The organism is Pelagibius litoralis (assembly GCF_011683915.1).
GTDB classification, from domain to species: Bacteria; Pseudomonadota; Alphaproteobacteria; order Kiloniellales; family Kiloniellaceae; genus Pelagibius; species Pelagibius litoralis.
This window is the reverse complement of record NZ_JAAQPH010000006.1, coordinates 122,843-135,868: the sequence shown is the minus strand read 5'-3', so window position 1 is coordinate 135,868 and position 13,026 is coordinate 122,843. Positions and strand designations below refer to the sequence as shown.

12 protein-coding genes are annotated in these 13,026 nt (G+C 62.7%); 3 read left to right on the top strand and 9 right to left on the bottom strand.

Annotated features, from left to right (window positions below; translation table 11 throughout):
• Window positions 1–154: 154 nt before the first annotated feature.
• Window positions 155–973, bottom strand: a complete 819-nt coding sequence (locus HBA54_RS09680) for a DeoR/GlpR family transcriptional regulator (RefSeq protein WP_322096008.1) — start codon at window positions 971–973, stop codon at window positions 155–157.
• A gap of 253 nt (window positions 974–1,226) precedes the next feature.
• Between HBA54_RS09680 and HBA54_RS09675 the strand changes: the two genes are divergently transcribed.
• The 3 genes from HBA54_RS09675 (at window position 1,227) to HBA54_RS09665 (ending at window position 4,216) form a co-directional block, all read left to right on the top strand.
• On the top strand, window positions 1,227–2,873 hold the full coding sequence (locus tag HBA54_RS09675; protein WP_167223887.1) for a DUF427 domain-containing protein: 1,647 nt from the start codon (window positions 1,227–1,229) through the stop codon (window positions 2,871–2,873).
• A 58-nt stretch (window positions 2,874–2,931) separates the two neighbouring features.
• Complete coding sequence (locus HBA54_RS09670) at window positions 2,932–3,324, top strand: hypothetical protein (RefSeq protein WP_167223885.1); 393 nt, start codon at window positions 2,932–2,934, stop codon at window positions 3,322–3,324.
• Between the two features lie 100 nt (window positions 3,325–3,424).
• Window positions 3,425–4,216, top strand: coding sequence for a hydroxyacylglutathione hydrolase (locus HBA54_RS09665; RefSeq protein ID WP_167223883.1), 792 nt, complete (start codon window positions 3,425–3,427; stop codon window positions 4,214–4,216).
• A gap of 12 nt (window positions 4,217–4,228) precedes the next feature.
• Here the strand turns inward: HBA54_RS09665 and HBA54_RS29640 are convergent, their stop codons facing one another.
• From HBA54_RS29640 to HBA54_RS09625, 8 genes are all read right to left on the bottom strand, one after another.
• Complete coding sequence (locus HBA54_RS29640; protein ID WP_205944537.1) at window positions 4,229–5,599, bottom strand: sensor histidine kinase; 1,371 nt, start codon at window positions 5,597–5,599, stop codon at window positions 4,229–4,231.
• Window positions 5,586–6,263 carry a winged helix-turn-helix domain-containing protein gene (locus tag HBA54_RS09655; protein WP_167223879.1) on the bottom strand — a complete coding sequence of 226 codons (678 nt, stop codon included), beginning with the start codon at window positions 6,261–6,263 and terminating at the stop codon, window positions 5,586–5,588. The genes HBA54_RS29640 and HBA54_RS09655 overlap by 14 nt, the downstream gene beginning before the upstream one ends.
• 183 nt (window positions 6,264–6,446) lie before the next feature.
• A complete protein-coding gene (locus tag HBA54_RS09650) occupies window positions 6,447–8,009 on the bottom strand; it encodes a DegQ family serine endoprotease (RefSeq protein WP_167223877.1) in 1,563 nt (520 codons plus the stop codon).
• Between the two features lie 124 nt (window positions 8,010–8,133).
• The gene (locus tag HBA54_RS09645; protein ID WP_167223875.1) at window positions 8,134–8,994 is read right to left on the bottom strand and encodes an N-formylglutamate amidohydrolase; all 861 of its coding nucleotides are present in this window, start codon (window positions 8,992–8,994) and stop codon (window positions 8,134–8,136) included.
• An 87-nt stretch (window positions 8,995–9,081) separates the two neighbouring features.
• A complete protein-coding gene (locus tag HBA54_RS09640) occupies window positions 9,082–9,618 on the bottom strand; it encodes a GNAT family N-acetyltransferase (protein ID WP_167223873.1) in 537 nt (178 codons plus the stop codon).
• Window positions 9,619–9,660: 42 nt separating this feature from the next.
• Entirely contained in the window at window positions 9,661–10,560 is a 900-nt protein-coding gene (locus HBA54_RS09635) for a carbohydrate ABC transporter permease (RefSeq protein WP_167223871.1), read from the bottom strand.
• Window positions 10,553–11,545, bottom strand: coding sequence for a carbohydrate ABC transporter permease (locus tag HBA54_RS09630; RefSeq protein WP_167223869.1), 993 nt, complete (start codon window positions 11,543–11,545; stop codon window positions 10,553–10,555). The genes HBA54_RS09635 and HBA54_RS09630 overlap by 8 nt, the downstream gene beginning before the upstream one ends.
• A gap of 119 nt (window positions 11,546–11,664) precedes the next feature.
• Window positions 11,665–12,981 (bottom strand): ABC transporter substrate-binding protein, encoded by a 1,317-nt coding sequence (locus HBA54_RS09625; RefSeq protein WP_167223867.1) that lies wholly within the window; start codon window positions 12,979–12,981, stop codon window positions 11,665–11,667.
• Window positions 12,982–13,026 lie beyond the last annotated feature (45 nt).

Here is a 13,026-nt window from a genome sequence, read left to right as displayed (position 1 = left end):
GGCCTGAACGACCTGCGTTTGATTGCTTTCCAGGAACCATAGGCTAGTTGACCGTAGCCTGACAATCGAAAATATTCGAAAGTGAAAATTTTCGAACCCTGAAGCTATGGAGACTCACGAAGGCCCGGAAACAGCCGGGGGAACGACCGGCGGCCTATTCCGGTTCCGTTACGTGCAGTTCAACCTCTGCCTCTGCCAGAATCCGTTGCATCGCCTGCGACGGCAGACGATCGGTGAAAAGGGCATCTATTTCATCCACAGAGCCCAACCGAACCAACGCATTACGGCCGAACTTCGTGTGATCGGTCGCCAGGAAGACACGCCTTGAATTGGCGATGATCGCCTGCGACACGCGGACCTCGCGATAATCGAAGTCCAGCAGCGAGCCGTCGTCGTCGACCCCCGATATGCCGACGATCCCGATGTCGACCTTGAACTGGCGGATGGTGTCCAGCGTCGCCTCGCCCACGATGCCCCTGTCACGGCTGCGCACAAGGCCGCCGGCAATGATCACTTCAAAGTCGGGCTTTGCCGCCAACATATTGGCAACATTGAGATTATTGGTAATCACGCGCAACCCGCGGTGATCGATCAACGCCTTTGCCACCTCTTCGGTGGTGGTGCCGATGTTGATGAAAAGAGAGGCATTGTCGGGAACCTGCGCCGCGACAATAGAGGCGATGCTTGACTTCGCGCCCCGGTTCAATACCTGCCGGGTCTGATAAGCGAGGTTCTCAACCGAAGACGGCAGCCCGGCGCCGCCATGGTAGCGCCGCAGCAGGCCCTGGTCACAGAGCTGATTGATATCGCGGCGGATCGTCTGCGGCGTTACCTCGAAATGATCGGCAAGCGCTTCAATGGCGACAAAGCCGCGCTCACGGACCAGGTCGATGATCCGTTCCTGGCGCTGATTCAATTCGATGCGGTCGCCCTGCGGTACGTCCGTTTCGGTTTCTCTGATCGGATCGCTCACTTTTCACCCCTCATCGGCCAAGCATAAGGCGAAGTTCGTATTTTCGGAACCGAAAATTCGAATTTCACCCCTGGTTTCCCGGAAACCGGCCCTTTCCACCCCTGGGGCCTGCTGCGACCCTTTGCCCCCTGGCGCATCTGAGGGCGTGAAAGCACGAGTCGAAACACCTATATTGATTACAATCCGTCACTTCCCGGCCACGGTGGCGTTTAACGACGCCGTGGTGCCGGTGATTCCAAAGGTTCCATCATCCATGCAAGAGGCCGCCCCCCTCGCCCCGAAACAGCCTGAAACGCTTGATTCCAGCGATTATCGCATTGTCATCGAGCCCAGCGGCAAACGCGTCAAGGTGATCTTCAACGGCGAGACAATCGCCGACAGCAACCGCGCGCTGGTGCTGCACGAGACCCGCCTGCCGGCGATCTATTATCTGCCCCGCGAGGATGTCGCCCTGCGTTTTCTGAGGGCGAGCGATCACCGCACCTACTGCCCCTTCAAGGGGACGGCCAATTATTGGAACGTGGAGGTCGGTGCGAAATCGGCTGAAAACGCCGCCTGGAGCTATGAGGACCCTATCGAGGAAGCCCTGGGTATCCGCGGCTACATCGCGTTTTACTGGAACAAGATGGACGCCTGGTTCGAAGAGGACCAGGCGGTTGAGATCGACCCGGGCGAAGGCCTGACCGAGTACAGTAATCCGCTGGCCGCCTGGATGCTGCGCGAAGCCTGGGAAGCCACGTCTTCGGCGGAGCTGCTCGACCGGCTGGGCCGCCAACTGAACGAGGCCGGCTTCGACATCTCGCGCATGAATGTGATCATCCCGACCCTGCACCCGCAGATGGCCAGCAACGCCTTCGTCTGGCGCCGCGGCGAGACGGTGGTCGATGAGCGCGATTTCCCCCACTACGGCCTGCAGTCCGACGCCTATCTCAAAAGCCCGCTGATGCCGATCTTCGAGGGTGCCGGCGGTATACGCCGCCGCCTAGAGGGACCGAACCCGCCGACCGACTATCCGATCCTGGCTGACCTGATCAAAGAAGGCGCGACAGATTATGTCGCCATGCCGATGCGCTTTTCCAACGGCAAGATCAACATCTTCACGCTCTCGACGGACCGCCCGGGCGGCTTCACCACCGAGCATCTGGGCCAGATCCACGAGATTCTGCCGATCCTCAGCCGCCTGCTGGAGGTGCATGCCATGCACCGCATGTCGCGGACGCTGCTCGACACCTATCTGGGCGCCTACACCGGCCAGCGCGTGCTCAACGGGCTGATCAAGCGGGGCGACGGCGAGGATATTCCGGCAGTCATCTGGTACTGCGACCTGCGCGGTTCGACCGCCCTGGCCGACAGCATTTCGCGGGAGGACTACCTGGATCTCATCAACCGCTTCTTCGAGGCCATGGCCGGTGCCGTGCTGGACCGCGGCGGCGAGGTGCTGAAGTTCATCGGCGACGGCCTGCTGGCGATCTTTCCCATGGAAAAGGCGGGTACGTCCAAGGAAGGCAAGGATATGTTCTGCGGGCGCAATGCCTGCACCGAAGCCCTGGAGGCGGCCCGCGACGCCCTGGCGCGCATGCAGGACGTCAATGCGGCCCTGGCGGAAGAGGGCCGCGCGCCCTTGCGCTTCGGCCTTGCTCTTCATCTGGGCGACCTCAGCTACGGCAACATCGGCTCGTCGACCCGTCTGGACTTCACGGTTATCGGCCCTGCCACCAATGAGGCCGCGCGGATCGACAGCCTGACCAAGGAACTGGGCGTGGCCCTGCTGATCTCCGAGGACTTCGAAAGCTATATCCCCGATAGCCTGGTGTCGCTCGGCCATCACCGCCTGCGCGGGGTGACCGGGGACAAGGAGATCTTCACCCTGCCGGAACTGGCGCCAACGGCCGACGGATAGTCCGTTGCCGGAAGAAACGCCTAGCTCCGGGCCCGGTCGGAACCTCGACGGATTCGCCATGCTGCTCTCGGCAAAGCGCTCGGTGCTGATCCTGCCGGACCCGACAGCTGATCCGGCGCTTGCTGAGCAGAAAGCCAATCTATCGCTCCTGACGGCCGCCGCACAGCGCCTGCAGGTTCCCTGCTGTATCCCCGGCACCATCCCGTCTGCCGCAGCGACGGGCGACGGGCGGGATCAGTTGGTCTTTGCAACCGCGCAACTTCAGCCGGCTGCGGCAGAAGGTCTTCAGCGCTTTCTGGTCGTTGACTGTCTGCCGGCGCAAGACCGACCGGCAACAAACAGCCTGATCGGAGAAGGCGTAACCGCGGTGACCGCCGAGATGGTTGTCTTCGAATGGCTGGAACGCGCCGACACGGCGGACTTTCGGGCTTTGCTGAAGCTCATTCGTTAGCCGGTCACGCTGCTCCGCGATGGCACAGCTCGGTGCAATCGCTTATGCTCCGGGTCAGGAAAGCCACCGGGCCTAACCCCGGAAGTGCAAGGAGCAAGAGATGATCGTCGAGCAGATCTGGACCGGAAACGCCTACCGCAATTTCAACTACCTGATCGCCTGCCCGGAAAGCGGCGAAGCCCTGGCGGTCGATCCGCTCGACCACAAAAAATGCCTGGCGGTGGCGAAGGATCGCGGCTGGGAGATCACCCAGATTCTCAACACCCACGAACACGGCGATCACATCGGCGGCAACAAGCCGATGGTGGCGGCGACCGGCGCGCGCATCCTGGCACACAAGAACGCCAGGAACAGCATCCCCGGCATGGACCAGGGCCTTTCCGCCGGTGACCTGATCAAGGTCGGCAGGACGGTGGAGCTGGAGTCGCTCGACACACCCGGCCATACCATGAGCCATGTCTGCCTGCTGTCGCGCAGCGACCAGCCGGCGCTGTTCTGCGGCGACACCCTGTTCAATGCCGGTGCCGGCAACTGCCACAACGGCGGGCACCCCAATGAGCTCTACCACACCTTCGCCGAACAACTGTCGAAGCTGCCCGACAGCACGCTGATCTATCCCGGCCACGACTATTTCGCGAACAACCTTCGCTTTACCCTGGACCGAGAGCCCGACAACGGCGACGCCGCGGCCCTGTTGCGAGACGTCGACGATCAGGACCCGGACGCGGCGATGATCTCGACCCTTGGGTTGGAAAAAACAGTGAATACCTTCTTTCGCCTGCAGAGCCCGACGGTCATCGCCCGCCTGCGCGAGACCTTTCCCGACCTGCCTGACGCACCCAGTGCCAAGGACGTGTTCCTGAAGCTGCGCGAACTGCGCAACAGCTGGTAGAGGCCAGCAGCGCTAAAGCGGTAACCGAAGGCTCGCAGCGAGACCCGGCGCATTGTCGCTGAGAATCAGCTTACCGTCATGCAGGCGGGCGACCGCCTGAACCAGGCTGAGGCCGAGGCCGCTGCCGGCCGTGCTGCGGCTTTGCTCAAGGCGCACGAAGCGGCGCAAAACGTCCTCGCGCTTGTCCTCTGGGATGCCCGGTCCGCGGTCGCGCACGGTGAGAACGGCCACCCCGTCCTTTTGCTCCACCCCGATGCCGATCCGCCCGCCCCGCTCCGAGAACTTGATTGCATTGTCCAACAGATTCACAAGCGCCTGGAACAACAGGTCGCGGTCGCCTTTGCGCCGGACCGGCTGCAGCGGGTCCACGTCGATCTCAATGCCCAGCTCTTCGGTCAGCGGATCGTAAAGCTCCACCACATCCTGCACCAAGGCCTGCAGGTCCACGACGGCGAAACGATCCCGCGAGGCCCCGGCCTCGGCCTGGGCAATGCTCAGCAAGGCGGTAAAGGTCTTCAGCAGATTGTCGGCTTCGCGGATGGCCTTGGCAATCGCGTCGCGATAACCATCGGACTGCGGATCTTCGATCAACGCCAGTTCAAGGCCGCTGCGCAGACGGGCCAGGGGGCTTCGCAGATCGTGGGCGATGTTGTCGCTGACCTGGCGCATGCCCTCCAGCAGCCGCTCGATCTGATCCAGCATGGCGTTCAGATTTCCGGCCAGCTGATCGAACTCGTCATCGCGGCGGCTGACCGGCACCCGCTGGGTCAGATCCCCGGCGATGATGTCACGGCTGGTCCGGTTGATCGTCTCAATCCGCGCCAGCAGCGCGCGGCTCATGAGAAGCCCGCCCAACAGCGATATGCCCAGGATCGCCAGGAGGCTCCAGGCCAGGATTTCGCGAATGAGCCCGGCGACGCGGTCGCGCTCACGCACATCATGGCCGACCAGCAGCCGCAGTCCGCCGGGTAGATTGAAGGTTCGCGCGCGGCCGAAATTCACCCCGCCGCCTTCAGCCTCCGCAAACTCCAGGCGAAAGGTCAGCCAGCCCTCTTCGTCCGCCGGCTCATCGGGCCAGCGGCTGAGGTTTCCGGCCAGGGCCCGGTTGTTGGGATCGGTCAGAAGGTAGAGCCCGCGCGTCTGGCCCGCCGTTGCGGCGCGGCGCTGGATCGCCACGATCAGACCGGGGGTACCGCGCTGCGAGAACTGCTCGGCCAGCCCCCGAATTTCGGCGTCTATGGTGGTGTCGATCTGGCGCGAAACGACATTCGAAGTGACCCAGAAAATCGCACCGGTCAGCAGCAGAACGGCCAGGCTGAAGAAACAAAGATAGACCAGCGCCAGGCGAAAGATACGCGATCTGAGAAGATCAGCCCTGTTCACGAAGGGAGTACCCCGCACCGCGTACGGTCTGCAGCAGCGCCTTATCGAAATCCTTGTCGATCTTCTGGCGCAGCCGGGAGACATGAACGTCGACGACGTTGGTCTGCGGATCGAAGTGATAGTTCCAGACGTTCTCCAGCAGCATGGTGCGGGTCACCACCTGCCCTGCGTGGCGCATCAGATACTCGAGGATCTTGAACTCCCGCGGTTGCAGGTCGATCGGCTGACCGCCGCGCTGCACCTGGCGCGACAGCAGATCGATTTCCAGATCGGCCAGACGAAGATGGGTTTCGACCTTGCCCGCCATCGGCCGCCGCAACAGGGCCTCCACCCGTGCCAGCAATTCGGAAAAGGCAAAGGGCTTTACGAGATAGTCGTCGCCGCCGGCGCGCAGGCCCTTCACCCTGTCGTCGACACCGCCCATGGCGGAAAGGAACAGGATCGGCAGGCTGCTGCCGGTCCCCCTCAGGGTCTCGACCACGGCAAGGCCATCGATCCTGGGCAGCATGCGGTCGACGATCGCCAGATCGAAATCTTCACTGGCGGCGCGCAGCAGGCCTTCCTTGCCGTCGACCGCGATCTCGGCCGTATAGCCGGCCTCACGCAAGCCCTTGGCGATGTAGCCGGCTGTCTCACCGTCATCTTCGACAATAAGTACACGCATCGAGGTCGGCCTCTCGCGTCTTATCCATGACACGTCAAAACTCTCGCAGAGCGTCATCAGGGTTATGCCTTTCCGGGCCCGCCCGCAACCCCCTCTGGCCCGCGCGGGAGATCAGAATGAGAAAGGGGCGTCTCAGCGCGCTGCGCGGACGCCCCTTTCCGATAAGAAAGCCACCGAGCGCTGTCAGATCTTGGTGAGGCGCAGGGCGAAGAAGCTTTCGGTGCCCTGGCGAACCGCCTTGATTGTCGCCACCGACTCGCCGGCCTCTTCAAGCGCGGCGATGCGGGCCACGGCCTCGTCCGGCGTTTTCACCGGCTCAAGCGTAATGCTGCGAATCAGATCGCCGGGCCGCAGGCCGCTCCGGGCCGCATGACTGCCCGGTGCAATATCGACAATAACGACACCGCTGTCGGCGCCGTTCAGACCCAGGGCCTCGCGGGCTTCGTCGTCAAGGGCCGCGACCGTCACGCCGGTCTCGCCAAGTTCTGTCTTGCCCGGCTTCTGCGCCTCGCCGGATTGCGGCGCCGGCAGGCCCGAGACCTGCTGCTCGGTCGGAACGGCACCGGTGACCACTGTCAGAGCCAGCGGCCCGCGATCCCGCCAGACGCGCAGCTCAGCCGGCTTGTCCACCGGGGTCTGGGCGACCAACTGGCTCAAGTCCTTCACACGAACCACCGGCTTGCCGTCCCATTCAAGCACCACATCCCCGGCCCTCAGACCGGCGGCGGCTGCCGGGCTGCCCGGTTCGACCGCGGCCACGAGGGCCCCTTCGACACCTGCCATACCGAAGCCCTCGGCAATGTCAGGGGTTACCGGCTGAATGCGCACGCCGAGCCAGCCCCGGTCCACTTTGCCGTCGTCGCGCAGATCGTCGACAATCCGGCTGGCCAGGTTCGACGGGATCGCAAAGCCGATGCCCACGCTGCCGCCGTTGGGCGAGTAGATCGCCGTGTTGACGCCGATAACCGCGCCCTCGGAATCGAAGGTCGGACCGCCGGAGTTGCCCCGGTTGATCGGTGCGTCGATCTGGATGAAGTCGATCAGGCTGCCGCCGGGCAGATCACGGCCACGCGCCGAGACGATGCCGGCGGTCACCGAACCGCCGAGACCGAAGGGGTTGCCGACAGCGACCACCCAATCGCCCGGGCGCAGGCCGTCCGACTCGCCGAATTCGACAAAGGGCAGCGGGCCGTCGGCCTCGATCTTCAGGACGGCAAGATCTGTACGCGGATCTGCGCCGATCAGGCGGGCTTCGTAAGCCGTGCCGTCCTTCAGCGTGACCGTGATCTCATCGGCGCCGTCGATGACATGGTTGTTGGTCACCACATAGCCCTCGGGATCGATGACGAAACCGGAGCCGGCGCCCTGCCGCGGGCGCTCCGGCTGGGCCTGGCGGCCGTCAGGGCGGCCGCCGGGACCGAAAAAGCGCTCAAAGAACTCTTGAAGGTTCGGGTCATCGCCGAAGGGTTGGACCTGGGGGGGCCCTTCGGAGCGGCGGCTCTGAGAGGGCTCCGCCCCGCGCTGGACCACCGCGATGTTGACCACCGCCGGGGCAACGTCTTCCACCAGGTCGGCGAAGCTTGCCGGCGCCGGGCGGGCGGCAACCGGCGCGACGCTGCCGGCGATCAGGGCGACCGAGAGGCCGGCTGCGGCCAACAATGTCAGCGGAAAAGGCCGGCGGCCGGAAGACGCCGGGACCGCTGTTTCTCGTGAAAATCGGGTATTTAGGGTAACGACAGAGGCCACGGTGCTCTCTCCTCAGCAGATGCAGGAACTGCTGTAGAGGTGGGGACCGGGCGTTACCATCGCCTTGCCGGCAGATTAAACTTTGTTCATCTTGCCGCCGGGGCTTGTTTCCTGCGGCCTTGGGTCACCTTACGCGTTCGGCGGCGTAGGCGCAGATCACGGCGATCAGTCGGTCGATATTACCTTTGAGAGCGTCGAAACCGCCGTTTCGCTCAATCCGCTCCTCATCCATGTAGAGCTTGCGGTTGATCTCGACCTGCAGGCTATGACGCCCTTTCGCCGGGTCCGAGTAGCGGCGCACCAGTTCGACGCCCTTGTAGGGTTCGTTGATCTTCACTTCGTAGCCCAAGTCTGCCAATTGGTCGGCGACAAAGGCGGTGAAAGCGGGTGCGCAGGTCGTGCCGTCGCGATCGCCGAGCACGAACTCGGCCCGCGCCACCGGCCCGTCCTCAGTACCGCTGTTGCCCATGGCGGGCATGGAATGACAGTTGATGTGCCAGACCTGCCCGAAGCGGCCATGAGCCTCATCGATCGCCTTGGCAACCGCATCGTGATAGGGCTGCCAGCAGGTATCGATCCGGCGGCGCACCTCGGCCACGCTCAGCAAGCGGTCATAGAGCTGCGCATCCGGCGGCATCATCCGCCAGACCAGTCCAACCCCCAGCTCGGTCTTGCGGCTGGGCACCAGCGGTTCCGGCCAGGGCCCGTCCAGCATCGCCGGGTCGAGATCGACCAGATCGCGGTTCGGATCGATGTAGATGCGCGGGAACTCCGCCGCGATCAGCGGCGCCCCATGGTCCGGTGCCGTGTCGTAAAGCTCGTCGATAAAGGCGTCCTCGGCGCGCCTGAGCACCGCCAGCGGCGCGATGGCGCCGAAGTCTTCGGGATAGGTCTTGCCGCTGTGCGGGCTGTCGAAGACCACCGGTACCGGCGCCCCACGGGGGGCGACACAGCGTAGTTTGTCTTCAGAGGTGTTCGCGGACATTCCCAGACTCCGGATCAAAAAGAAGAGATACGAAAAGAAGCGGTGATCCTACACCGCCGGCCGCCTCGATAGGCAGCGATTCTTCGCCTACTCGCGCCAGAGCTCCGGCCTGTCCAGCACATCGCAGCAGACCACCCTGCCGCCCGCAGTATCGATCGCACCCTCGCGGAGCCCCTGAACCATCCAGGCATCCGCATGCTCATCCGAAACAGGGTAAGGGGCGTTTAAGCCTTGCCGGCCGGCGGGCCGAAATCCATGGCGCTGATAGTAATCCGGATCGCCGAGCACAAAGACCAGGTCGACGCCGGATTTTGTGAGCTGGGCCAGACCGCTCTCGATCAGCCGGCCACCGATACCCTGCCGCTGGGCATCGGGAACGACCGCCAGTGGCGCCAGGATCGCAAGGGATTTGCTGCTGTCCGGTTCGCTCAGGCGGGCCCGCGAAAACAGAATATGCCCGACGGGCCGCTCGCCATCGAAAGCGATCAACGACAGCGTCGGTTCCGCGCTGGGATCGCCGAGAATATCCTGCACAAGCGCCGCCTCGTCGTCCTCACCGAAGGCCAGGCGATTGATATCCAACAAAGCCGGCAGATCGGATTCCAAAGTTTCCCTGATGATCATCCCAATGCCCCCTTCCCAAACCGGCCGGGTGGGGCAGCCGCGCTACTCCTTAACCGCGCCGGTCATCGAAGAGACATAATGCTCGACGAAGAAGGAGTAAAGGATCGCCACCGGCAGGGAACCGAGCAAGGCTCCGGCCATCAACGAACCCCAACGATAGATATCGCCGTCGACGAACTCCGACAGCATGGCCACCGGCACCGTCTTGTTGGAGGTCGTGGAGATGAAGGTCAGGGCGTAGATGAACTCGTTCCAGCACAGGGTAAAGGAGAAGATGCCCGCCGAGATGAGGCCCGGCACGGCCAGCGGCAGCACGATCTTCATGAGGATCTGGGTGCGGCTGGCGCCGTCCATCAGGGCGCATTCCTCCAGCTCATAGGGAATGGTCTTGAAGTATCCCATCAGCAGCCATGTGGAGAACGGAATCAGAATCGTCGGGTAGGTGAGGATCAGGGCCATGGGCGTATCGAACAGCCCGTAGGCGTGGACGATGACCGACAGCGGAATGAAGAGAATCGACGGCGGCACCAGGTAGGCCAGGAAGATCAAGCCGCCGACCCACTGCGCGCCCTTATAGCGAATACGCACGATGGCATAGGCCGCCAGGACCGAGGCAACCAGCGAGATGAAGGTCGCCACGACGGAGACCAGCATGGTGTTCCACATCCAGATCGGATAGTCGGTCTCAAGGATCACATGAAGGATATGCGAAAGCGTGGGATCGGCTACCCAGAGCGGACTCGTGGTGTTCATGTCCAGAAGCTCGGCATTGGGCTTCAGGGCGGTCAGCGTCATCCAATAAAACGGGAACAGCAGGATGAAGACAATCACGGAAAGCGGCAGGTAGACAGTGACCCAGCGGGTACGGCGGGTCATCAGGTAGTCCATACCCTCGGAGTCGTCGTTGCCCGCGACCGTCGGGTTCTTGGCCACGTCAGTCATCGGTTTCTCCCTGTTGCCACTTGCGTCTTTGCAGACCGAACCAGGACACCATGATCGCGGCCAGCAGGAAGGGGATCATCGCCGTGGAAATCGCCGCGCCCTCGCCCATGTTGCCACCCAGGATCGCGCGCTGATAGCTCAGCGTCGCCATCAGGTGGGTGGCATTGGCCGGACCGCCACGGGTAATCGCCCAGATCAACTGGAAGTCTGTGAAGGTGAAAAGAACGGAGAAGGTCATCACCACCGCGATGATCGGCGTCAGCACCGGAAAGGTCACATGGCGGAACATCTGCCAACGGTTGGCGCCGTCCAGGGTCGCCGCCTCGTAGAGCGATGCCGGCACGGTCTGCAGGCCGGCCAGCAGGGTGATGGCGACGAAGGGCACGCCGCGCCAGATGTTGGCGAAGATCAGCGACCAGCGGGCGTTCCAGGGATCGCCCAGGAAATCAATATAGACATCGATCAGGCCGAGCTTGGTAAGACCCCAGGAGATGATCGAGAACTGCGCGTCGTAGATCCACCAGAAGGCAATGGCCGACAGCACCGTGGGCACGATGAAGGGCAATAGGATAAGGGCCCGCAGGATGGCCTTGAACGGCATGTGATTGTTCAGCAACAGCGCCAGATAAAGACCGACGGCAAACTTCACGACACTGGCGAAGGTCGTATAGAAAATCGTCTGCCAGACCGACTGCCAGAAGACCGTGTCGCCGAACAGGCCGTAGAGCTCGCAGTCGCCGGGCCCATAGCATTCCTTGTCATAGAAGTTCAGCAGGCCGATAAACTTTCCCGGGTTGCCGATGCTGGCATCGGTCATGGAAAGCCAGATGCCCAGGCCCAGGGGGTAGGTCAGGAAAAGGATGAGAATTGCCGCCGCCGGCATCATGAACCAGAAGCCCAGCCAGTTCCGATCATGGACCAATCGGCTCCAAAGGCCAGGCGTCGGGATCTCCGCCGTTCCGCTGCGAAGCGTCGATTCCGCCATCAAGCTATCCTTCTTGGCGTCATGGGACTCAAACTACCTGCGAACCGAAATTACCGGCTTGCATCACGCCCCCGAAAGCGCAGCGCCTGCGGGGAACGCGTGCAAGCCGGCATCCTTCCTTAGCGGTAAATCCGCCGTGCTTTCTTCGTCGCGTCTGCGACGGCTTCCTTCGCCGACATCTGACCCGTCGCCACATTGGCGAACATGTCGACGACGATGAACTCGGAAATCGCCGAAGCCGACTTCTGACCGACCGAGCCCTTATAGCCCGCGACAAGGGTGCGGTTCGCCGCTTCCGCGAAGATCTTGCGCTTCGGATCGGAGGTCCAGATCGGGTTGTCGTTGAAAGCATTCAACGAATGAGTCAGATAGGCGACCGAACCCTCGAGCCAGCGGTTGTACTGCTCGGCTTCCATCAGGAAGGCCATGAAGGCCTTGGCCGCATTCGGGAACTTGGTGTAGGTCGGCACCAGCATCGGATAGGCGATGTGGAATTCCGTCGGCACACCGACCGGCCCGACCGGATAGTAGGCATGATCCATGTCGTCCTTGATATCCAGACCATCAACCAGCGCCTTCTGATAGATCGAGATGCCGTTGTTGGTAAGGCCGACTTCGCCGGCCAGGAAGGCCTTGTTGTTGGAGCCGTCGTTCCAGGACGCCGTGCCCGGAATGTAGGCGTCATAGAGCTTCTTGACATATTCGCAGGCCGCCACCGCTTCGGGGGTGTTAAGGATGACCTTGTCGTTCTCGTCGACCATCGCCGCATCGTGCGCCCAAAGCGCCCAGTGGACCCAGGCATTGGCGTCACCCGTAGCGTGGCCCAGGGCCATGCCGGCCGGCATGCCGCCGGCCTTCAATCCCTGGCAAAGCGCCAGGAAGCCGTCGAGGTCCTGCGGCACTTCCTTGAAGCCCGCCTTCTCGATGGCGGAGTTGCGGTAATTGATGTAATTGCCGCCGAAGCACACCGGGATACCGATCCATTTGTCGTCGCTCTTGCCGTAGGTTTCCGCCGCCGGGACCCAGCCGCCGTACTTGCCGCCCAGGTAATCAGCCAGGTCGGTCAGGTCGGTACACTTGTTGGGGAAGAGATGCGGCAGGGAATAATAGCCCCAGATCAAATCCGGCCCGGAGCCGACGTTGACCGCGACAGAGGCTTTGGGCTGCACGTCGTCCAGCGACTCGTTCAGAACCTCGACCTCGATACCGGTGGCCTTGGTAAAGGCGGCCACCTGCTCCATGAAGGCGTCTTCCTCCGACTGTATGAAGCGCTTCCAGCGCAGCACCTGAAGCTTCGCGCCGGCTTCCGGCTTGAAGGGCGCGTCGGCTGCCCAGGCGCTGCTCCAATCCATAAAGTCGCTGCTGACCAAGGCAGCACCGGCAACCGTTGCCGCTGTGCCTTTGAGAACTGACCGGCGTGTAAATTTCTTGTCCATGACTATTCCTCCCGCTCCATTTTTTTGCTTCGAAATTCTGATAAC